The following is a 21,239-nucleotide window of genomic DNA, read 5'->3' as shown; positions in this document are numbered from 1 at the left end:
TATGACAGCGGGCGCCGGAATGGCGCCCGCGGGTGGGATTAGCGTTTACGCCACAGGGTGAGCTGCGCCACGGTATGCTGATATTTGCGCGCCGTCTCGCGAATAACAAATGGCACATCCTGCGCCGGGGCAATCTCTTCAAAATCGGCCGCCAGCAGGCGTTGCAGCGCCTGATAGGTTGACAGCGCCTCGCCGTTTTCACGGATACCGCCCAGCCAGTTCTCCTTCGGCGTAAACTCTTCCAGCCAGGTATAAGGCGAGGAGAGCATCAGCACGCCGCCGGAGCGGATCATGCGGGTGATATCGTGCAGGAAGCGCTGCGGCTGGCGCAGGCGATCAATCAGGTTGGAGGCCAGCACCAGGTCAAAACCTTCCGGCTGCGGCTTGAGGTTACAGGCATCGCCCTGCACAAACTGGATGCGCTGCGCCTGCTCTGCGCCCAAACCAACGTCTTTCAGCCGCACCTGACGGTACTCAACCAGGTCACCCTCTTCCTGGGTGACATAACGGAAGTCTTCGCCGCTGGTCAGCTGAAGTGCCACGTCGATAAAGCGCGCCGAGTAGTCCATGCCGACGACTTGCTCAAAGTGGCGCGCCAGTTCAAAGCTGGCGCGCCCGGTGGCGCAGCCGATATCCAACGCGCGCTGGCGTTTATCGGTAAGGGTGCAGGCAATCTCCGCCAGCGCTTTACCGTAGTTCGCCACGCCGAAGTATTCCGGGCCGTACTGGAAGTCGAGATACTGTGACACCATGCTGTCGGTTTCATACGGATTCTGCACCATGGTTTCCTGATGCTCAGAGACGACGTAGCGGAAACCGGCGTGCTGGAAAAAGTGGCGGCGAAATGCGTAACGTGATGATTTCAGTGCTTCATTGCCGGTTGAGATCCAGCTTCCGCCTTTAATAATCGTGTGTTTGCCGTCAAAGGTTGGCGTCGAGAAATCGTCATACAGCGGATGCACGCGGAAGCCTTCGAAGCCGTTGATCGGCGTGGTGGTCCACTGCCAGACGTTGCCGATCAGATCGAAGAAATCGCCCTGTGCAAACTGGTCTACCGGGCAGGAAGAGGCCCAGTAAGCGAGGTTAATATTGCCCGGCGCTTCCTGCCAGTCTGGCTGATCGCCTGGCACCTGCTCGCGCAGCAGCATCCACTCGCTCTCTGCCGGTAGCTGTACCGACTGCCCGGTTCGATCGGCTTTCCAGCGGCAGAAGGCGGCGGCTTCCAGCTGATTGACCTCCGCCGGCCAGTCCCACGGCATAGCGATCTCTTCAGCCAGCAGGCGCAGCTTCAGCGCATCCGGCTGGTCAGCGCTGCCAACCCAGAAGGTCGGCATGGTTGCTTCGGCGAACTCGCGCCAGCCCCAGCCTTCATCATCCCACCAGCTTTGGGTCTGGTAGCCGCCATCGGCAATAAACGCGAAGAACTCGGCGTTGCTGACCAGCATTTTGCTGGCCTGGAATGGCTGCACGCTGCTGGTCAGCGAGCCGTACTCATTGTCCCAGCCGTAGGTATCATCGGTTTTGCCCTGGGTGATGCGCCCGGCGGCGACGTCGACCAGACTGTTTTGCGGCACGGACAGGCGATCGTGGCGCGCGTCCGGGCAGGCGGGCCAGTGCGGCTGAGGTTTGACCCACGCCAGCGGCAGCTGACGCATCAGCACGCTGGAGGTTTCCAGGTGGATGCGTTCGTGCTCAATGCCCATCAGTACCACCCACGCCGGGCTCTCCCAGCCAATCGGCAGGGTTAGCGGCATCTCGCGGATAAACTTTTCGACGCGCGCGCGCACTTTGCCGCGATAGTCGCGCAGCTCGGCCACTGATGGCCAGCTGTAGTGGCTGTTATCCAGATCGTCCCAGCTCATTTCATCAACGCCGATCGCCAGCATCGCTTCGATCTTATCGTCGATACGGCTATCGATCAGACGGCCCGCCATCAGCTTATTAATATAGAAAGTGGCGGTGTGGCCATAATAGAAGATCAGCGGATGGCGCAGCGAAATGGCTTTGGTGTAGTAAGCGCGCTCGTCAGCGAGGCAGTCGAACAGGCTCTCGTACAGCTCCCACGTCTGACGGAAGTAGCTGAGCAGCTGCTGACGTTTCTGTTCGGGGTCGTTGCCGCTTAAGGTCAGCGTGCGGGTCGGTGCAGGTAATCCTGTCTGGTGTTGTTGCGAAGTCACGTCATGCTCCCGTCTTGCCTGATATGCCAAATGGCTAAAGCGTAGATATCACTATAGCAAATAAGCATAGACGGAATGTTTCTTAGGGTGGGGCGTTAACGCTGCCAGCGGCGCAGCAGGCGGCTTTTCAGCCCGGTATCGAAGCGCCAGATATGGTCAAAGATGCGCATGATGCCGGGTTTTCCATGATCGGACATGGCAACCGCATGAAAACGTTGCAGCTGCTGCTGCTGGTGGTCGCGCACGCGCTTAACAATGGGGTCGGGCAGGCGCTGGGCGATAAAGTCAGAGAGGATCACCGCATCGGCATCGGCCCACAGCGGGCCGGACATCTTTTGCAGCACGGCATCGAGGCAGGCGGCCAGGTCGGTACCGCCGCGAAAACGCTGGCTGAGAAAGCGGATCGCCTGGCTGATGCCGTCGGCGGCGGTCAGCTCGTAGCCGATCACCTCATGGGCGAACAGCATAATGTAGCAGCGGCGGTTATCGGCCAGCGCCACCTTTAACAGGGCGAGGCAGAAAGCCTTGGCGCAGCGTTCGTTAAAGCCGCCCATCGAGCCGGAGGTATCCACGCAGACGATAAACGGCCCGCGCGGCTGTTCGTCATGCTGCTGGTGGCTGACCGGGCGCAGCGATACCTTATCGTGCCAGCTTTCGCCCTGAAGGCGGTAGGTGAGCAGGCGTTTCTCCACCAGCCGGCGGTAAAACTCCATCTCCAGCTCGCTGATGCCAAGCGTGGCCAGCTCCGGCGGCAGCAGGCGCAGAATATCATCGCTCTGGTGCAGGCCGCTGACCTCTTCCGGCACGCTTTCCGGCTCGCGCACCAGCTGGTGAAAAGTTTCCAGCGGCGCATCGTCCGACAGCACCGCTTTGGCCTCACGGCTGCGCCCCAGCTGCTCTGCCAGCTTCAGCAGCTCCGGCTGACTGGCGAGGAAATCCCCGTACTGCACCATTAGCTGATAGTCGCCGCGCTGCAATGAACTGCGCGTCAGGTCCCACAGCCGGCCGGCAGCAGCGTCATCGTCACCGGCCAGCACCGGAGCCAGCTGGCCGCTCATCGCCAGCCGTTGCTGCAGCTCCGCCAGCAGCTTGTCGCGTTCCCGCTCCAGCAGCTGCTGGTTCAGCGTCAGGGTTTGCAGCGTCAGGCTCAGCCGCCAGCGCTGCAGAAACAGCGTCTGCTGGGCATTGCTGAGCTGCAGCGCATCATTATTCGCCACCAGCGCCTGGGCTTTTTCGGCAAACGGTGAGTGCTGCTGCGCCAGCCAGCTCAGCAGTTCCGGCAGCTGTGCGCTGAAGTCGTGCTGGCTCATCAGCTGGCTCTGCTGGAAGCGGCTAAACTCCGCCGCCAGATCTTCCGGCACCGGGGTATTTTTCAGCTGCTGCACGATCTCTGCTTTCCAGTGCGGGAGATCGCGCGTCAGGGCGTTCTTCAGCCTGGGGAATTTTTCAAAAAAGGCGGCAAGCTGCGGGGAGGCGAGTAGCGTGATCACCAGCTCTTCAATGAGATCGTTTTCATTGACCGCCAGGAACAGGCTCAGGGTGTCAAGCGAGATCACTGGCGCGCCTGTTTCAGCTGATCGGCCACCTGTTGCAGGCTCTCCTCCACGCGCGCCAGCCAGTCATCGCTGATAAACAGGCAGCGGTGGTGCTGGCTGAACAGCGTGCGCTGGCCGCGCAGCTGGGTCTCCAGCTCGTCGAGCGCCAGCACGATCTCTTCCGGCAGCCCCTGCTGCGGTTTGCCCGGCAGCATCAGGCGCGTGGCCTGCAGGCTGACGTCGCGCAGCGTCAGGCAGTCATTGCCGTCCACGTGCAGGTCGAGCGTCTGGGCAAAGCCGATGCCGTTCAGCTTGCCGCGCACGTCGCCGCCTTTTTGCAGCCAGTGGTGCAGCGCTTCGCGCGCAAGGGTGATGTGGGTGACCTGCATTTCGTGCAGCGTCAGCGGCTTTTGCAGCATCAGCGTCAGAGCATCGTTAGCCAGCGACTCGGGCAGCTCGTAGTGCGGCTTGCGGCTGAACATGCCACCATGCTTCTCCAGCCGGATCGCCTGCTCAACGCTCTGCTGCTGCTGTAACGCCAGGCGGCGGGCGTTGATCTGCTGAAGTTTGAACAGCATCGGCTGCTGCTGCCAGGCCTGCTGAGTGATCAGGTTATCCAGCTCGTGGTCCAGCAGCTTCATCGAGCCAACGTCATGCCACAGGCAGTCTTTCAGCAGGATCAGGTCAATCGGCGCAATGGCGTTACGCCCGCTGTAAAATGCGCTGGCCTGCAGCAGATGAATGGCCTTTTTCCAGCGGCGGTCAGAAATATAGGGCGCTTCAGGCTGGTTTTCTAACTGCTGACGCAGCTGGAAAATCAGCTCGAAAACATCATCGGGCAGGCTGACTTTGCTGATACCCTGCTGCCACTCCAGATACTCCTCATCGGTGATGCACAGCGACTCCGCCACCGGGTTCTGGTTCTCGTCCTGCTGGTGGGTCAGCAGGCTGCGGAAGTTCTGCTTTTCATGCACGTTATCCAGCCACAGGCGAATCAGCATACGGTCATATAGCGCTTCCAGCCCGCTGTCCGCTTCCGGCAGTTCGTTGGAGGCGGTGACCAGCAGGCGCATCGGGATTTTTTCTTCGCTGTCGCCATTGCGGAAGCGGCGCTCGTTGATCGCCGTCAGCAGGGTATTGAGGATGGCCGGACCGGCTTTCCAGATCTCATCCAGAAATACGATCTCGGCATCGGGCAGATAGCCTTTGATCAGGCGCTGATAACGTCCCTCATCCTTCAGCGCCTGAATCGATAGCGGGCCGAAAACTTCCTCGGGGGTGGAGAAGCGCGTCATCAGATATTCAAAGGCGCGGGCATGCTGGAAGGCGAACTTCAATCGGCGGGCAATCAGGCTTTTAGCAATGCCGGGAGGGCCGAGTAAAAACACGCTTTCGCCGCACAGGGCAGCGAGCAGGCAAAGGCGAATCGCATGATGGCGTTCGTAAAGTCCTTTCTCTAAAGCATTGCTGAGGCGGGCGATGCGCTCCGCCAGTAATTGAGAGTGGGCCATAATCAAACAGTCATCCTTTTTCTACGGACAGGCCAGCTTGTTGCTGGCGAGCGCAAACACTACTGGCTATGATGCTTGAAAGAGTTGATAGCAGTCAGCTTTTTTATTATCAAACGGTGACATCAGGCGATGTCTTGCCTTTAAGAGTTGTCGTTAAACGGGTAATTAGGGGTAGGCATTCACTATGAATCATGCATACTGTGCGCGTTTTGATGGTTTGATGAGCTGTGCGCAATCCCGCGTAGGTCGGCTCCAACAAAAGATATCTCTATGAGTTCTGAAAAGAAGCAGTCCCTTGGTGCCGTTACGCTGGCAGCGATTGGTGTGGTGTATGGCGACATTGGTACCAGCCCACTCTATACCCTGCGCGAATGTCTCTCCGGTCAGTTTGGTTTTGGTGTTGAACGCGATGCCGTTTTCGGCTTTTTATCGCTCATTTTCTGGCTGCTGGTGCTGACCGTATCGCTGAAATATATCAGCTACGTGATGCGCGCGGATAACGCCGGTGAAGGCGGTATCCTGACGCTGATGTCGCTGGCCGGGAGAAACACCGGGGCAAGGTCCACCGCCGTGCTGGTGATTATGGGCCTGATTGGCGGCAGCTTCTTTTATGGTGAGGTGGTGATCACCCCTGCGGTTTCGGTCCTTTCGGCGATCGAAGGCCTGGAGATCGCCGCACCTTCCCTCGACCGCTACATCGTGCCGATGGCGATTGCCGTGTTGACGCTGCTGTTTGTGATTCAGAAACACGGCACCGGCATCGTCGGCAAGCTGTTCGCGCCGGTGATGCTGCTGTGGTTTATCGTGCTGGCGGTGCTGGGCGCGCGCGGGATTATCGCCAATCCTGACGTGCTGCATGCCATGAACCCGTACTGGGCCGTGCACTTCTTTATTGAGTACAAAACCGTCTCCTTCTTTGCGCTGGGCGCCGTGGTGCTGGCGATTACCGGCGTGGAAGCGCTGTACGCGGATATGGGCCACTTTGGCAAATTCCCGATCCGCCTCGCATGGTTTAGCGTGGTGCTGCCGTCGCTGGTGCTGAACTATTTCGGCCAGGGCGCGCTGCTGCTGAAAAACCCGGAGGCGATTAAAAACCCGTTCTTCCTGCTGGCCCCGGACTGGGCGCTGATCCCGATGCTGATTCTGGCTACCCTGGCGACGGTGATTGCCTCTCAGGCGGTGATCTCGGGCGTCTTCTCTTTGACGCGCCAGGCCGTGCGCCTCGGCTATCTGCCACCAATGCGTATTGTGCACACCTCGGAGCAGGAGTTTGGCCAGATCTATATTCCGGTGATCAACTGGCTGCTCTACTTTGCCGTGGTCATTGTCATCGTCGGCTTCGAGCACTCCAGCAACCTGGCGGCGGCTTACGGCATTGCGGTAACCGGCACCATGGTGCTGACCGCGATCCTGTGTAGCACCGTGGCAATTAAGAACTGGCACTGGAACCGCTATCTGGTGATCGCCATCCTGATTGGCATGCTGTGCATCGACGTGTCGCTGTTCTCTGCCAACCTGGTGAAAGTGTTTGCCGGTGGCTGGCTGCCGCTGACGCTGGCGCTGGTGATGTTTATCGTGATGACCACCTGGAAAAGCGAGCGCTTCCGCCTGCTGCGCCGTATGCACGAGCACGGTAATTCGCTGGAGGCGATGATCGCCTCGCTGGAGAAATCCCCGCCGGTACGCGTGCCGGGCACCGCGGTCTATATGTCGCGTGCGCTCAACGTCATTCCGTTTGCCATGCTGCATAACCTCAAGCACAACAAGGTGCTGCACGAACGCGTGGTGCTGCTGACGCTGCGTACTGAAGATGCGCCCTATGTGCACAACGTTAAGCGTGTGACCATTGAACAGCTGTCGCCAACCTTCTGGCGCGTGGTGGCAAGCTACGGCTGGCGCGAAACGCCGAACGTTGAGGAGATCTTCCACCGCTGCGGCCTGGAAGGGTTGAGCTGCCGCATGATGGAGACGTCATTCTTTATGTCGCACGAGTCGCTGATCATCGGCAAACGTCCGTGGTATCTGCGCCTGCGCGGCAAACTGTTCCTGATGCTGCAGAAGAATGCGCTGCGTGCGCCGGACCAGTTTGAAATCCCGCCGAACCGCGTGATCGAGCTGGGCACCCAGGTCGAGATTTGACAGGGTCGGGCATGCCCGACTCCTGCGGGATCGCGTAAGGGCGAGGCATGCCTCGCCCGTGTTATCCACGTAAGTTGACCGTCACCGCAAACCCGCCTTCCTGACGATTGCTCATCGTGACCTTCATGCCGTGCAGCTGGGCAATTTGATGAACGATCGACAAGCCTAATCCGCTGCCGGACTGTTCCTGACCCGGCGGGCGATAGAAGCGTTCACCGATACGCGTCAATACTTCAGGGCTGACGCCCGGCCCGTTATCCAGCACCTGCAGCTGTCCCGCAGTCAGCGTGATGCGCACGTCGCTGCCCGCCGGGCTGTAGCGAATGGCGTTATCCAGCAGGTTGCGCACCAGCAGCGCCAGCAGTAGCGGGTTGCCCAGCTGGATAACCGGTTCTGTTGGGGCATCAAGCGCCAGCTCCACGCCGGCAGCCTGGGCGCGGGAATAGTGCTCAACCACCGCCTGCTGGATGATGCTCTGCCAGTCGAGACGCTGTTTTTCCAGCTGCTGGCCGGAGTCCAGCCTTGAAAGGGTTAGCAGCTGATCCACCAGCCGGGTGGCGCGGTCGATACCCGCATCCAGGCTGGTAAGCGCATGGTGGCGCATGGCGCTGTCGTCGTGCGCCAGCTGGGCAACCTCGGTCTGCACCTTCAGCGCCGCCAGCGGGCTGCGCAGTTCGTGGGCGGCATCGGAGGTAAAGCGCCGTTCACGCTGCAGCATCTCCCCGATACGGCTGAACAGCTGGTTCAGCTCGCTCAGCAGCGGGTGCACCTCCTGCGGCAGGCGTTTTACCTCGACCGGGGCGGTGTCATCGGCTTTACGCTGGCGCAGCTGGTGGGCGATATGCTTCAGCGGGCGCAGCTCCCACGTCACCAGCCACAGCATCAGCAGCAGCATCACCGGCAGTGCCACCAGCCACGGCGTCAGGTTGGTCTGCACCAGGTCACGCGTGAGGTCATCGCGGTATTCCCACTCCTGGCCGACCACCACCACGTATTTGTCATCCTGAGTGCGCAGCCACACCATGCGCCAGCGGTCGTCGTCATCCTTCATCCGTGCATCGCGAAAGCCATCTCGCTGATAGTCGAAGATAAAATCTTTACCCTTATCGCCATCATTCAGCACCATTTTGCCGTCGCGGGTAAAGACGGCGAAGGCCAGCGCGTCATCGTCCTGTTCGCCGCGATGGTGGCGCAGCAGTTTTTTGCTTTTGGGCAGGGCGGCTAAATCGGCGCTGAACTGTTCGGGATTGAGGCGCAGCAGGCGCTTAGCGAACAGCATCTGCTGGGTATCAAACAGCTCATTGATGTTGTGGCGCGTCTGCCACCAGGACCCCAGCGCCGCTGCGCCCCAGCACAGCAGGCTGAGCAGCAGGAAGCCCAGCATCAGGCGCATGCGCAGGCTGCGCTGCATCACGACTTCGCCCCCAGGGTGTAGCCGACGCCGTGCACGGTACGAATAAACTCGCTGCCGAGCTTTTTACGCAGGTGGTGAATATGCACCTCAACGGCATTGCTGGAGACATCATCGTCCCAGCCATACAGCTTCTCTTCCAGCTGTGCGCGCGTCAGCACCCGCCCGGCGTTGAGCAGGAACAGCTCCAGCAGCGCCAGTTCGCGCGCTTTCAGCACCAGCGGCTCGCCGTTGAGGGTCACGGTGTGCGAACCCGGCTCCATCACCACACCCGCATGTTGCAGGGTTGGCTGCAGCTGGCCGTGGCGGCGGCGGATCAGCGCCTGCAAGCGCGCGGCGACTTCCGTCAGGGCGAAGGGTTTGCACAGATAGTCATCCGCGCCCTGCTGTAGCCCGCTGACGCGCTGCTCCAGCGCATCGCGGGCCGTGAGGATCAGCACCGGCTCATCGCGTCCCTGCCGCCGCCACTGGCGCAGGATCTCCAGCCCGTCGATCTCCGGCAGGCTGAGATCCAGCACCACCGCATCATAGGGTGCCGCTGCTAATGCGTGCAGGCCTTCACTGCCTTGACTAAACCAGTCCACGCTGAAACCCAGCTTGCCCAGCCCGGCCTTGATGCCGTCGCCAATCAGACGGTCATCTTCAATTAGTAAAATTCTCATCACTGTTTCCTCGCAGTTTTAGCGATTTATACGGAAAGAGGATAGGTGTTGTACAGCTGAGATCGGCGAATTTCGCGACTTTTCGTCAATTTAAAACAATAAAGTCGTTTCGCTGATCTCCTTAAGATCTCGTTAAGAACTTTTTGCTGTAATACTTACCGAACAGAGATGACCGGGCAGTGTTGACTGCTCACTTTCATAAGGAAAAGCGAAAATGATGAAGAAGACAGCTGCATTACTGGCGATTAGCGCCCTGATTTCGACTCCGGTACTGGCTGCACAGACTGGCGGATTTGTTGACCCGAATGCACCCACCGCGCAGGTACAGAAAGGCGGTTTTAGCGGCCCGAACGGCACGGTTGCTACCGTCAAGCAGGCGCAGGATATGAAGGATGATGCCTGGGTCACGATGCGCGGCAATATTGAAAAGCGCATCGGTGATGAAGACTACCAGTTCCGTGACGCCACCGGCACCATGACGGTGGAGATCGACCACAAGCGCTGGGAAGGGCAAACCGTCGGTCCGAACGATAAGGTTGAGCTGCAGGGCAAACTGGATAAAGACTTCAACTCCATGGAGCTGGACGTGAAGCAGGTGCGTAAAATCGCTAACTGATCATCCGCTCAGGCTCTCCGCCAGATGATGGACGGCCGGAGAGCGATCCCAGCGCCGCCAGGCGAGCGCAATATCACTGCTCAGCGCAGCATCCTCAATCTGATGGAAGCTGACGCCGGGCAGCTGGATACTGCGCAGGGAGTCAGGAATGATGGTGATGCCAAACCCGGCGGCTACCATGTTAATCGCCGATGAAATCTGCGGCGACTGCTGCACGCTATCCGGCTGAAACCCGGCGCGCAGGCAGGCACTGATAATCACTTCATACAGGCTCGGTGCCACTTCACGCGGGAACAGCACCAGCGGCTCCTCGCGTAGCGCCGCCAGCGACAGGCGCGGCGTGTCCGCCAGCCGATGCCCCTGCGGCAGTACCAGCGCCATCTTCTCACTGGCAATCATCTTCAGATTAAAGGCTTTGCTGCTCTCACAGGGCAGGCGCACGAACGCCGCATCCAGCAGCCCTTCCTGTAACTCATGCATCAGCGTGGCCATATTTTCTTCGCGCGGCAGCAGCGTGATGGCTGGAAAACTGTCCTGAAAGCGGCGCAGCAGGCGGAATATCTGCGGATGAAAGGCGGTGGAGCTGGCAAAGCCAATCGACAGCTGGCCGCTGATGCCGCGCGCGATGCCTTTCGCTTTCTCCAGCGCGTTGGCCGACAGTTCAAGGATCTGACGGGCATCCTGATAAAACGCTTCCCCGGCATCGGTCAGCTCCACGCCACGCGTTAGCCGTTTCAATAAAGGCGTGCCGATCTCCTCTTCCAGCTTTTTGATCTGCTGGCTGAGCGGCGGCTGCGAGATGTTCAGCAGCTCTGCCGCTTTAGTGAAGTGCCGGGTTTCGGCAACGGCCACGAAATAGCGAAGATACCGGAGTTCCATATCGAAAACGTCTCAAAGAGGGGGGAGCTTTATATTGGAGCCGCCGACTGAATCGAGTCAACATTGATTCAATACTTCTTAACAGTTTAATCGGGAAGACGGCTATGACAGATTCTGTAACTGGTTGTTCATGTGAAGAACAGCTCACCAGCACCGTGAGGGAGCTGCAGAAGGAAAGGCCAGAAAGTGTTATCTATCAGACCTCACTGATGAGCGCACTGCTAAGCGGCGTCTACGACGGCACCACCACCGTGGCCGATCTGCTCAAGAAGGGCGATTTTGGCCTTGGAACCTTTAACCAGCTGGATGGTGAACTGATCGCTTTTAACAGCGAGGTGTATCAGCTGCGTTCGGACGGCAGCGCCCGCACCGCCAGCCCGCAGCAGCAATCGCCGTTTGCGGTGATGACCTTCTTCCGCCCGCAGTATCAGCACCAATTCCGCGGCCCGGCGACCCGTGCCGAAGTGCATCACATCATCGACCAGTACGTCACATCCGATAACCAGTTCTGCGCGCTGCGTATCGACGGGCAGTTCAGCCTGGCGGAAACCCGCACCGTACCCTGCCAGCACCGCCCGTACAAATCGATGCCGGAGGTGCTTGGCAAGCAGCCTACCTTCCATTTTCATCAGCGAAGCGGCGTGTTGATCGGTTTTCGTACCCCGCAATATATGCAGGGTATTAACGTAGCGGGATATCACGAACACTTTATTACCGACGATCGCCAGGGCGGCGGCCATCTGCTCGACTACCAGCTGGAGCACGGCACGCTGAGCTTTGGTGAGATCAGCAAGCTGGTGATCGACCTGCCTGGCGACAGTGACTTTCTGCACGCCAATCTCAACCCGGAAAATCTGGATTCTGCCATTCGCGCAGTCGAAAGCTGATAAGAGGCCAATAGATGAAAAATGTAACCGAGGTTCAGCAGTGGGCGCACGGCGCCGATTTAGTGGTGGCGCAGCTGGAGGCGCAGGGTGTGAAGCAGGTGTTTGGCATCCCAGGCGCGAAAATTGATAAGGTGTTTGATTCGCTGCTGGATACCACCATTCAGACCATTCCAGTCCGCCACGAAGCCAATGCGGCGTTTATGGCGGCGGCGGTCGGCAGGCTGACCGGCAAAGCGGGCGTGGCGCTGGTGACCTCTGGCCCCGGGTGCTCGAACCTGATCACCGGCATGGCCACGGCCACCAGTGAAGGCGACCCGCTGGTGGCGTTAGGTGGCGCAGTAAAACGCGCCGACAGCGCCAAGCAGGTGCATCAGAGCATGGATACCGTAGCGATGTTCCGTCCGGTGAGTAAATTTGCCGTTGAGGTGAGCTCCGGTAATGCGATTGCCGAAGTGCTGTCAAACGCCTTTCGCAGCGCGGAACAGGGGCGGCCCGGCGGGGCATTTGTCAGCCTGCCGCAGGATATCGTCAACGAACCGGTGCGGGCCAATTTGCTGACGGCAAACGGCCAGCTGTTAATGGGCCCGGCGCCGGATGCGGCTATCGCTGCCGTGGCGCGCCAGATTGCTCAGGCGAAAAATCCGGTGCTGCTGCTTGGCCTGATGGCCAGCCAGCCGGAGAACAGTGCAGCGCTGCATCATCTGCTGACGCGCAGCCATATTCCGGTCACCAGCACATATCAGGCCGCGGGCGCGGTGCATCAGGATCACTTCTCACGCTTTGCCGGCCGCGTCGGGCTGTTTAACAATCAGGCCGGAGATCGCCTGCTGAAAGAGGCGGATCTGATTATTACCATTGGCTACAGCCCGGTTGAGTACGAACCGGCGATGTGGAACAGCGGCACGGCGACGCTGGTGCATATTGATGTGCTGCCAGCCGACAGCGACAGCTGCTATCTGCCGGACGCCGAGCTGGTGGGGGATATTGCCGCCACGCTGAACAAGCTGACGGCGCAGATTAGCCACCCGCTCACCCTCAGCCCGCAGGCGGCGGCGATCCTGCAAGATCGCCAGCAGCAGCGCGAACTGCTGTCGCTGCGCGGCCATCAGCTGGATCAGTTTGCCCTGCACCCGCTGCGCATCGTGCGCGCCATGCAGGACATCATTAATAGCGACGTCACCCTGACGGTGGATATGGGCAGTTTCCATATCTGGATTGCCCGCTATCTTTACAGCTTCCGCGCCCGCCAGATCATGATCTCCAACGGTCAGCAAACGATGGGCGTGGCGCTACCGTGGGCGATCGGTGCCTGGCTGGTGGACCCGAGCCGCAAAGTGGTGTCCGTTTCCGGCGACGGTGGCTTCCTGCAGTCAAGCATGGAGCTGGAAACCGCCGTGCGGCTGGGCGCCAACCTGCTGCATATTATCTGGGTCGACCAGGAGTACAATATGGTCGCGATGCAGGAAGAGAAGAAATACCAGCGCGTTTCAGGGGTGAAATTCGGTCCGATTGATTTTAAAGCCTATGCTGAGTCGTTTGGCGCCGCCGGATTCGCGGTGGAGAGCGCAGCGATGCTGGAGCCGACGCTGCGCAAGGCCATGGATGTTAATGGCCCGGCGGTGGTCGCCATTCCGGTGGATTATGCCGATAACCCTCTGCTGATGGGCCAGCTGCACCTCAGTCAGATCCTGTAGTTCTCCGGCAGCGCGTGGCCCTTTATCGCAGACATAAAGGGCCATTTTTTGCCTTAAACCAAATCCTTTCACGGCGTCAGCGAAACGTTTCGATGGCGATCACATTTCCAGCATCTGATGATTGTTTTCCCTTCGCCTTCTCATAAACTGCCAGTCAGCGAAACGTTTCGCTCTGGAGTGGAAAATGAAAAAAGGCACCTTACTGAATTCTGATATCTCATCCGTGATCTCCCGTCTGGGTCATACCGACAGCATCGTCATTGGTGATGCCGGCCTGCCAATCCCGCAAGGGCCGCAGCGCATTGACCTGGCGTTAACCCACGGCACCCCTGGCTTTTTGCAGGTGGTCGATGTGGTCACGCGTGAGATGCAGGTCGAGAGTGCCATCATCGCGGAGGAGATTAAGCAGCATAATCCGCAGCTCCATAGCGAACTGGTCGCCCTGCTCGAATCCTTGCAACAACTCCAGGGAAACACCATCAGTATCCGTTATGTCAGTCACGAACAGTTCAAACAACAAACCCAGTGCAGCCAGGCGGTGATTCGCAGCGGGGAGTGTTCCCCGTATGCGAATGTCATCCTCGGCGCTGGCGTGACCTTCTGAGGCTGTTATGCAACCTTTACTGCAACTGAAAGGCATTGATAAATCCTTCCCCGGCGTGAAAGCGCTGTCGGGGGCGGCGCTGTCGGTCTATCCGGGCCGCGTGATGGCGCTGGTCGGCGAAAACGGCGCGGGCAAGTCCACCATGATGAAAGTGCTGACCGGGATTTATGCCCGTGATGCCGGAACCTTTACCTGGCTGGGCAAAGAGACCACCTTCAGCGGGCCGAAAGAGTCGCAGGAAGCGGGGATCGGCATTATCCACCAGGAGCTGAACCTGATCCCACAGTTGAGCATCGCCGAGAACATCTTTCTTGGCCGCGAATTCGTTAATCGCTTCGGCCGCATCCAGTGGAAAAAGATGCACACCGAGGCGGATGCGCTGTTAAAGCGTCTCAATCTGCGCTTCAGCAGCCATAAGCTGGTGGGCGACCTGTCGATTGGCGATCAGCAGATGGTGGAGATCGCCAAAGTGCTGAGCTTCGAGTCGAAAGTGATCGTGATGGATGAACCCACCGATGCGCTGACCGATACCGAAACCGTCTCGCTGTTCCGGGTGATTAACGAGCTGAAAGCCCAGGGTTGCGGCATCGTGTATATCTCCCACCGCATGAAAGAGATTTTCGAGATCTGCGATGACGTCACCATTTTCCGCGACGGGCAGTTTATTGCCGAGCGCGAAGTGGCGACGCTGACCGAAGAGTCGCTGATTGAAATGATGGTTGGCCGCAAGCTGGAAGAGCAGTATCCACGCCTGGATAAAGCGCCGGGCGCGGTGCGCCTGACGGTCGAGCATCTCAGCGGTTCCGGCGTGGAGGATGTCAGCTTCACGCTGCGCAAGGGTGAAATCCTCGGCGTGGCCGGGCTGATGGGCGCAGGTCGTACCGAGCTGATGAAAGTGTTGTACGGCGCGCTGGCGCGCAGCGGTGGCACCGTGACGCTGGATGGCAAAACCGTGGTATCGCGCTCGCCGGAAGAGGGGCTGGCCAACGGCATCGTCTATATCTCTGAAGACCGCAAGCGTGATGGCCTGGTGCTGGGCATGTCGGTGAAAGAGAACATGTCGCTCACCGCGCTTAAATACTTCAGCTATGGCGGAGGCCGCCTGAAGCATGCCGAAGAAGAGATGGCGGTCGGCGACTTTATCAAACTGTTCAATGTCAAAACTCCGTCGATGAACCAGCCTATCGGCCTGCTGTCCGGCGGCAATCAGCAAAAAGTGGCGATTGCCCGCGGGCTGATGACCCGGCCTAAAGTGCTGATCCTCGATGAGCCAACGCGCGGCGTCGACGTTGGGGCGAAAAAAGAGATCTATCAGCTGATCAACCAGTTTAAGCAGGAGGGGCTGAGCATCATTCTCGTCTCTTCTGAAATGCCGGAAGTACTGGGCATGAGCGACCGCGTGCTGGTGATGCACGAAGGGCGTCTGAGCGGTGACTTCCCGATTGAACAAGCCTCGCAGGAAATTTTGATGGCGGCGGCGGTAGGCAAACAACACAGCGCGGAGCTGGCAACACTATGAGTACGCAAACAATCCCTTCACGCCGCCTGAACGTTAAGGCATTCCTGCTTGAGCAGAAATCGCTGATTGCGCTGGTGGTGCTGATTGCCATCGTTTCCAGCATGAGCCCGAACTTTTTCACCGTGGCAAACCTGTTCAACATTCTGCAACAGACCTCGGTAAACGCCATTATGGCGGTCGGGATGACGCTGGTGATCCTCACCTCCGGCATCGACCTTTCCGTGGGTTCGCTGCTGGCGCTGACCGGGGCGGTGGCGGCTTCGATTGTCGGGCTGGAGGTCAATGCGCTGGTGGCGGTGGCGGCTTCGCTGGCGCTCGGTGCCTTTATTGGCGCGATCACCGGCACCATTGTGGCCAGGGGCAAAGTGCAGGCGTTTATCGCCACGCTGGTGATGATGCTGCTGCTGCGCGGGGTGACCATGGTTTACACCAACGGCAGCCCGATCAATACCGGCTTTAATGACAACGCGGATCTGTTTGGCTGGTTTGGCATTGGCCGCCCGCTGGGCATCCCGACGCCGGTCTGGATTATGGCTATCGTGTTCCTTGCGGCCTGGTACATGCTGCATCACACCCGGCTGGGCCGCTATATCTATGCACTGGGCGGCAATGAAGCGGCAACGCGCCTGTCCGGTATCAGCGTTAACCGCGTCAAAATTATCGTCTATGCGCTGTGCGGCATGCTGGCGGCGCTGGCGGGCACCATCGAAGTGGCGCGCCTCTCCTCGGCACAGCCCACGGCGGGCACCGGTTACGAGCTGGATGCCATTGCGGCCGTGGTGCTGGGCGGTACCAGCCTGGCAGGCGGTAAAGGCCGGATTATGGGCACGCTGATTGGCGCCCTGATTTTAGGCTTCCTGAATAACGGCCTGAACCTGCTCGGCGTCTCCTCTTACTACCAAATGATCGTCAAAGCTGTGGTGATTTTGCTGGCGGTTCTGGTGGATAACAAAAGCAGTAAATAACTCTTTACCCTTACAGGATATAAAAAATGAAGATGAGAAAACTGACTGCACTCGCCGTACTGTTAGGCGCCACCCTGAGCGCTAACGCGCTGGCAAAAGATACCATTGCGCTGGTGGTCTCAACCCTGAATAACCCGTTCTTCGTCTCGTTGAAAGATGGCGCGCAGAAAGAAGCGGACAAGCTGGGCTACAACCTGGTGGTGCTGGATTCGCAGAACAACCCGGCGAAAGAGCTGGCAAACGTGCAGGACCTGACCGTGCGTGGCACCAAGCTGCTGCTGATTAACCCGACCGATTCTGACGCGGTGGGTAACGCAGTGAAAATGGCAAACCAGGCCAAAATCCCGGTGATCACGCTGGACCGCGTGGCGTCACAGGGCGAAGTGGTTAGCCACGTTGCCTCTGATAACCGCTTCGGTGGCAAAATGGCCGGTGACTTTATGGCGAAGAAAGTTGGCGAAGGTGCGAAAATCATCGAGCTGCAGGGTATTGCCGGAACGTCCGCCGCGCGTGAGCGTGGTGAAGGCTTTAAGCAGGCTGCCGATGCCCACAAGTTCAATATCCTCGCCAGCCAGCCGGCGGACTTTGACCGTACTAAGGGCCTGAACGTGATGCAGAACCTGCTGACAGCTCACCCGGACGTGCAGGCAGTGTTCGCGCAGAACGATGAAATGGCGCTGGGCGCGCTGCGCGCATTGCAAACCGCAGGTAAATCTGATGTGGTCGTTGTGGGCTTCGACGGCACCCCAGACGGGATTAAGGCTGTTGAAGGCGGCAAACTGGCTGCGACCGTGGCTCAGCTGCCGGAGCAGATTGGCGTGATTGGCGTCCAGACTGCGGATAAAGTGTTGAAAGGCCAGAAAGTACAGGCTATCAACCCGGTTGACCTGAAGCTGGTCACCAAATAAATCAAAGAAAAGCATGGCACGCGCCACCTCCGGGTGGCGCACTTATCTGGACGAACCCCTTATGATGAAAACCGGTAAACTGGCTGTCCTTGGCAGCATTAATGCAGATCACATCCTTAACCTGGCGCACTTTCCGCGCCCTGGCGAAACGGTGATCGGGAAGCAGTATCAGGTCGCATTTGGTGGGAAGGGTGCAAACCAGGCCGTTGCCGCCGGACGCAGCGGCGCGGATATTGCCTTTATTGCCTGCGTGGGTGACGACGACATCGGCGAACGTATTCGCCAGCAGCTGGCCACCGACCGTATCGATATCGCGCCGGTGGAAGCGGTGGCGGGTGAGTCGACCGGCGTGGCGCTGATCTTTGTCAACGGCGAAGGTGAAAACACCATCGGCATCCACGCCGGGGCGAATGCCGCCGTGACGCCTGAGCGGGTGGAGAAACACCGGCAGGTGATTGCCGGGGCGGACGCGCTGCTGATGCAGCTTGAATCTCCGCTGGAGAGCGTGCTGGCCGCCGCGCGAATTGCGCATCAAAACCAGACCAAGGTGATCCTTAACCCGGCACCGGCTACCGAGCTTTCCGACGAGCTGCTGTCGCTGGTGGATATGATCACCCCGAATGAAACCGAAGCGCAGATCCTTACCGGCGTGGCGGTCAACAGCGATGAAGACGCGGCGCAAGCGGCAGCTGTACTGCACGACAAAGGTATTGCCAGCGTGCTGATCACCCTGGGCAGCCGCGGCGTGTGGCTGAGCGAGCAGGGCAGCGGCCAGCGCGTGGCCGGTTTCCGTGTGGAGGCGGTAGATACCATCGCGGCGGGCGATACCTTTAACGGTGCGCTGATCGCCGCGCTGCTGGAACAGCGCCCGATGGCGGAAGCAGTGCGATTCGCCCATGCGGCCGCCGCGATTGCCGTAACGCGACGCGGCGCGCAGCCTTCCGTACCCTGGCGTGAAGAGATCGACAGCTTCTTGCAACAGCAGGGGTAAACGTGGCGACCATGAAAGATGTCGCCCGCCTGGCGGGTGTCTCAACCTCTACCGTGTCACACGTTATCAATAACAACCGCTTCGTCAGTGAAGCGGTGCGTGAAAAGGTGACCTCAGCGGTTAACCAGCTGAACTACGCCCCTTCCGCCCTGGCGCGCAGCCTCAAGCTCAACCAGACGCGCACCATCGGCATGCTGCTGACCGCCAGCAGCAACCCCTTTTATTCAGAGGTGGTGCGCGGCGTAGAACGCAGCTGTTACGAACGCGGCTACAGCCTGGTGCTGTGTAATACCGAAGGGGATGAGGATCGCATGAACCGCAGCCTGGAAACCCTGCTGCAAAAGCGCGTTGATGGCCTGCTGATCATGTGTACCGAAAGCCACCTCCCTTCCGCCGAGCTGCTCAATCGCTATCCTTCTATTCCCTCCGTCATGATGGACTGGGCACCGTTTGAAGGCAGCAGCGATATCATTCAGGATAACTCGCTGCTGGGTGGGGAGATGGCCACGCGGCATCTGATCGCCCGCGGCTACACGCGCATTGCCTGTATCGCAGGCCCGCAGGATAAAACCCCGGCTCGACTGCGCCTTGAAGGCTATCGGCAGGCAATGGCCAGCGCCGGGCTGCCGGTGCCGGAAGGCTATATCGTTAGCAGTGACTTTGAGTTTCAGGGCGGGTTTAACGCCATGAACACCTTGCTCAGCCTTAACCCGCTGCCGCAGGCGGTGTTTACCTGTAACGATGCAATGGCGGTCGGGGTTTATCATGCGCTTTATCAGGCGGGGATGAGCATTCCCGGGGATATGGCGGTGATGGGTTACGATGATATTGAACTGGCGCGCTATATGACGCCGCCGCTCAGCACCATTCATCAGCCGAAAGATGAGCTGGGCGAGCTGGCGATCGACACGCTGCTGCATCGCCTTGCCGCACCCGGTGGCAGCCAGCAGCTGCTGGTGCTGACACCGGAATTAATGGAGCGGGCTTCGGTCGCTGAGATTTAAGCTCTCTTCTTCTTTTTATCGCGGTCGCTGATCAGGTTGCGGCCATCCCCGGGCTTCAGCAGCAGGAACACCGCAGACGACAGCACGGTTATCGCACCCATCGTCAGGAAGGTGGCGTGGAAGTGCTGCAGCGTGGTGCCGTCAAAGTTTTCATAAAAGCGCAGCACCGCCGCGCTAACCGCCACGCCAAAACCGATCGCCAGCTGCTGCGTCACCGCCAGCATACTGTTACCGCTGCTGGCGTTGGCATCCGTCAAGTCAGCCAGCGTGATGGTGTTCATCGCGGTGAACTGCGTCGACATCGCCATGCCGAGAATAAACAGTGGAATGAGCAGCGCCAGCATATTCCAGCCCGGCAGCTGCAGGGCAAAGGTCGCAATCAGCACGCCAATAATGATGCTGATGCCAACCAGCGTTTTACGGTAGCCAAACCAGCGCAGCACGCCCGTCACCGTCGACTTCGCCAGTATGGAACCCAGTGCCGTTGGCGCCACCATACAACCGGCCAGCAGCGCAGTGTAGCCAAAACCGACCTGTAACATCAGTGGCATCAGGAAGGGGATGCAGCCGGTGCCGAGGCGCGAGGCGATATTGCCAATGATGCCGACCGAGAAGGTGCGCGTCTTAAACATCGGCAGCGGCAGCAGCGGAGAAGGGTGGCGGCGCGCGTGGACTATATAGAGAAGAAGCAGCACGATCCCGGCGACCAACACCCCCAGCGCAATCAGACTGGAGACCACTCGCTCGCCAAACAGCTCAATACCGCTGGAAATACCGACCAGGCCCAGACCAAACAGCAGGAAGCCTAACAGGTCAAAGCGGCGCTTGGGCGTGGTGAAGTCAGGCATGTATTTGCGCGCATAGATAATGCCGAGAATGCCGATGGGGATGTTGATCAGGAAAATCCAGTGCCAGGTCGCCCAGGTGACCAGCACACCGCCCAGCAGTGGGCCAAGCACCGGACCAATCAATCCAGGCATGGTGACAAAATTAAGCACGGGCAGCAGCTCGCTGCGCGGGTAGGCACGCAGCAGCGCAAGGCGTGCCACCGGCATCATCATCGCACCGCCTATGCCCTGTATCACGCGTGAGACAACCAGCATTGACAGTGAACCAGAAAGCGCGCACGCCAGTGAACCCAGCGAGAACAGGAATACCGCGCTGATGAAAACCTTGCGCGTGCCAAAACGGTCAGCCAGCCAGCCGCTAACCGGGATGAGCATGGCAACGGTTAAGGTATAGCTGATAACGGCAGACTGCATTGCCAGTGGGGAGCGTTCAAGGCTGTGGGCGATAGCGGGCAGGGCGGTGTTAAGAATGGTGGCATCCAGCGCCTGCATAAAGAAAGCCATGGCGGCAATCCACGGGAGTCCGGCCATACTGCGCGCGGATTTTATCATTGGTGGTCCTTTCTTTTGACTTGAGCGGGGAGGAAATCCCTGTGATGCAGAAAGAATAGCATCTCCATTTTATCCGTAACGGAGTTGTTTCGCCTTTCCTCGTCAGAAAACGCTGATTAATTGCCCCGAAAACGTCTGTTTTTAACCCTCTTGATGAAAAATTCTACGCTCGGTCATTTTTTTGCAATAAACACTTGTCACCTGCCAGAAAATCCCTATACTGCGCCTCCACTGACACGGAACAACGGCTTACCGGCCAGCGTGTTAAGAGGTTCAGGAAGTTCTGAACCGCCGGAAAAACTTCTCAAAAAGAAGTTGACTCCGAAGGAGGAAAGCG

The 21,239-nt window shown here is 59.0% G+C and carries 17 protein-coding genes; 10 read left to right on the top strand and 7 right to left on the bottom strand.

Going from position 1 to position 21,239, the window contains the following annotated elements; all coding sequences use genetic code 11:
- Positions 1 to 38 precede the first annotated feature (38 nt).
- The 3 genes from ovoA to ravA all read right to left on the bottom strand — a co-directional run bounded on the left by ovoA (position 39) and on the right by ravA (position 5,223).
- Entirely contained in the window at positions 39 to 2,177 is a 2,139-nt protein-coding gene (gene ovoA, locus QLG07_RS14285; RefSeq protein ID WP_282469477.1) for a 5-histidylcysteine sulfoxide synthase, read from the bottom strand.
- 95 nt (positions 2,178 to 2,272) lie between these two features.
- Positions 2,273 to 3,733 (bottom strand): ATPase RavA stimulator ViaA, encoded by a 1,461-nt coding sequence (viaA, locus tag QLG07_RS14280; protein ID WP_282469476.1) that lies wholly within the window; start codon positions 3,731 to 3,733, stop codon positions 2,273 to 2,275.
- Positions 3,730 to 5,223, bottom strand: a complete 1,494-nt coding sequence (gene ravA, locus QLG07_RS14275; protein WP_099754530.1) for an ATPase RavA — start codon at positions 5,221 to 5,223, stop codon at positions 3,730 to 3,732. Before ravA ends, viaA begins: the two co-directional genes overlap by 4 nt.
- 270 nt (positions 5,224 to 5,493) lie before the next feature.
- On the opposite strand from ravA, the gene kup reads away from it, so the two are divergent.
- On the top strand, positions 5,494 to 7,362 hold the full coding sequence (gene kup, locus QLG07_RS14270; RefSeq protein ID WP_048914175.1) for a low affinity potassium transporter Kup: 1,869 nt from the start codon (positions 5,494 to 5,496) through the stop codon (positions 7,360 to 7,362).
- Positions 7,363 to 7,423: 61 nt separating this feature from the next.
- Here kup and qseC read toward each other — a convergent pair whose 3' ends face one another.
- Together qseC and qseB are read right to left on the bottom strand one after the other, a co-directional pair.
- Positions 7,424 to 8,773 carry a quorum sensing histidine kinase QseC gene (qseC, locus tag QLG07_RS14265; RefSeq protein WP_048914176.1) on the bottom strand — a complete coding sequence of 450 codons (1,350 nt, stop codon included), beginning with the start codon at positions 8,771 to 8,773 and terminating at the stop codon, positions 7,424 to 7,426.
- A complete protein-coding gene (qseB, locus tag QLG07_RS14260) occupies positions 8,773 to 9,435 on the bottom strand; it encodes a quorum sensing response regulator transcription factor QseB (protein ID WP_282469475.1) in 663 nt (220 codons plus the stop codon). Before qseB ends, qseC begins: the two co-directional genes overlap by 1 nt.
- 217 nt (positions 9,436 to 9,652) lie before the next feature.
- Between qseB and QLG07_RS14255 the strand changes: the two genes are divergently transcribed.
- On the top strand, positions 9,653 to 10,051 hold the full coding sequence (locus QLG07_RS14255) for a YgiW/YdeI family stress tolerance OB fold protein (protein WP_282469550.1): 399 nt from the start codon (positions 9,653 to 9,655) through the stop codon (positions 10,049 to 10,051).
- Here the strand turns inward: QLG07_RS14255 and QLG07_RS14250 are convergent, their stop codons facing one another.
- Positions 10,052 to 10,930: a LysR family transcriptional regulator gene (locus QLG07_RS14250; protein ID WP_187497337.1), complete on the bottom strand. Its 879-nt coding sequence runs from the start codon at positions 10,928 to 10,930 to the stop codon at positions 10,052 to 10,054.
- A 104-nt stretch (positions 10,931 to 11,034) separates the two neighbouring features.
- Here QLG07_RS14250 and budA point away from each other — a divergent pair, with 104 nt between their 5' ends.
- The 8 genes from budA to rbsR all read left to right on the top strand — a co-directional run bounded on the left by budA (position 11,035) and on the right by rbsR (position 19,502).
- On the top strand, positions 11,035 to 11,817 hold the full coding sequence (gene budA, locus QLG07_RS14245; RefSeq protein WP_187497338.1) for an acetolactate decarboxylase: 783 nt from the start codon (positions 11,035 to 11,037) through the stop codon (positions 11,815 to 11,817).
- A gap of 14 nt (positions 11,818 to 11,831) precedes the next feature.
- Positions 11,832 to 13,511 (top strand): acetolactate synthase AlsS, encoded by a 1,680-nt coding sequence (gene alsS, locus QLG07_RS14240; protein WP_048914180.1) that lies wholly within the window; start codon positions 11,832 to 11,834, stop codon positions 13,509 to 13,511.
- A 184-nt stretch (positions 13,512 to 13,695) separates the two neighbouring features.
- Positions 13,696 to 14,115: a D-ribose pyranase gene (rbsD, locus tag QLG07_RS14235; RefSeq protein WP_099754524.1), complete on the top strand. Its 420-nt coding sequence runs from the start codon at positions 13,696 to 13,698 to the stop codon at positions 14,113 to 14,115.
- A 7-nt stretch (positions 14,116 to 14,122) separates the two neighbouring features.
- Positions 14,123 to 15,634, top strand: coding sequence for a ribose ABC transporter ATP-binding protein RbsA (gene rbsA, locus QLG07_RS14230; protein ID WP_282469474.1), 1,512 nt, complete (start codon positions 14,123 to 14,125; stop codon positions 15,632 to 15,634).
- Positions 15,631 to 16,599, top strand: coding sequence for a ribose ABC transporter permease (rbsC, locus tag QLG07_RS14225; protein ID WP_048914183.1), 969 nt, complete (start codon positions 15,631 to 15,633; stop codon positions 16,597 to 16,599). The genes rbsA and rbsC overlap by 4 nt, the downstream gene beginning before the upstream one ends.
- Positions 16,600 to 16,625: 26 nt before the next feature.
- On the top strand, positions 16,626 to 17,507 hold the full coding sequence (rbsB, locus tag QLG07_RS14220; RefSeq protein WP_224750575.1) for a ribose ABC transporter substrate-binding protein RbsB: 882 nt from the start codon (positions 16,626 to 16,628) through the stop codon (positions 17,505 to 17,507).
- A 61-nt stretch (positions 17,508 to 17,568) separates the two neighbouring features.
- Positions 17,569 to 18,498: a ribokinase gene (gene rbsK / locus QLG07_RS14215; protein WP_048914188.1), complete on the top strand. Its 930-nt coding sequence runs from the start codon at positions 17,569 to 17,571 to the stop codon at positions 18,496 to 18,498.
- Positions 18,499 to 18,500: 2 nt separating this feature from the next.
- The gene (gene rbsR, locus QLG07_RS14210) at positions 18,501 to 19,502 is read left to right on the top strand and encodes a ribose operon transcriptional repressor RbsR (RefSeq protein WP_208864864.1); all 1,002 of its coding nucleotides are present in this window, start codon (positions 18,501 to 18,503) and stop codon (positions 19,500 to 19,502) included.
- On the opposite strand, the gene mdtD is transcribed toward rbsR, so the two are convergent.
- The gene (gene mdtD, locus QLG07_RS14205) at positions 19,499 to 20,902 is read right to left on the bottom strand and encodes a multidrug transporter subunit MdtD (RefSeq protein WP_048914184.1); all 1,404 of its coding nucleotides are present in this window, start codon (positions 20,900 to 20,902) and stop codon (positions 19,499 to 19,501) included. The genes rbsR and mdtD overlap by 4 nt on opposite strands.
- Positions 20,903 to 21,239: the final 337 nt, after the last annotated feature.

Origin of the sequence: Erwinia sp. V90_4 (genome assembly GCF_029967685.1) — a bacterium.
Classification (GTDB): Bacteria; Pseudomonadota; Gammaproteobacteria; order Enterobacterales; family Enterobacteriaceae; genus Erwinia; species Erwinia aphidicola.
Note: the sequence above shows the minus strand (reverse complement) of the source record. Positions and strands in the feature narration are given on the sequence as shown.

What these genes read in the sequence shown, in the direction of transcription:
- qseB (WP_282469475.1), bottom strand. Translation starts at nt 9,435, where the DNA reads ATGAGAATTTTACTAATTGAAGATGACCGTCTGATTGGCGACGGCATC.
- rbsK (WP_048914188.1), top strand. Translation starts at nt 17,569, where the DNA reads ATGATGAAAACCGGTAAACTGGCTGTCCTTGGCAGCATTAATGCAGAT.
- kup (WP_048914175.1), top strand. Translation starts at nt 5,494, where the DNA reads ATGAGTTCTGAAAAGAAGCAGTCCCTTGGTGCCGTTACGCTGGCAGCG.
- rbsC (WP_048914183.1), top strand. Translation starts at nt 15,631, where the DNA reads ATGAGTACGCAAACAATCCCTTCACGCCGCCTGAACGTTAAGGCATTC.
- rbsA (WP_282469474.1), top strand. Translation starts at nt 14,123, where the DNA reads ATGCAACCTTTACTGCAACTGAAAGGCATTGATAAATCCTTCCCCGGC.
- budA (WP_187497338.1), top strand. Translation starts at nt 11,035, where the DNA reads ATGACAGATTCTGTAACTGGTTGTTCATGTGAAGAACAGCTCACCAGC.
- QLG07_RS14250 (WP_187497337.1), bottom strand. Translation starts at nt 10,930, where the DNA reads ATGGAACTCCGGTATCTTCGCTATTTCGTGGCCGTTGCCGAAACCCGG.
- qseC (WP_048914176.1), bottom strand. Translation starts at nt 8,773, where the DNA reads ATGCAGCGCAGCCTGCGCATGCGCCTGATGCTGGGCTTCCTGCTGCTC.
- alsS (WP_048914180.1), top strand. Translation starts at nt 11,832, where the DNA reads ATGAAAAATGTAACCGAGGTTCAGCAGTGGGCGCACGGCGCCGATTTA.
- mdtD (WP_048914184.1), bottom strand. Translation starts at nt 20,902, where the DNA reads ATGATAAAATCCGCGCGCAGTATGGCCGGACTCCCGTGGATTGCCGCC.
- ravA (WP_099754530.1), bottom strand. Translation starts at nt 5,223, where the DNA reads ATGGCCCACTCTCAATTACTGGCGGAGCGCATCGCCCGCCTCAGCAAT.
- rbsB (WP_224750575.1), top strand. Translation starts at nt 16,626, where the DNA reads ATGAAGATGAGAAAACTGACTGCACTCGCCGTACTGTTAGGCGCCACC.
- rbsD (WP_099754524.1), top strand. Translation starts at nt 13,696, where the DNA reads ATGAAAAAAGGCACCTTACTGAATTCTGATATCTCATCCGTGATCTCC.
- QLG07_RS14255 (WP_282469550.1), top strand. Translation starts at nt 9,653, where the DNA reads ATGAAGAAGACAGCTGCATTACTGGCGATTAGCGCCCTGATTTCGACT.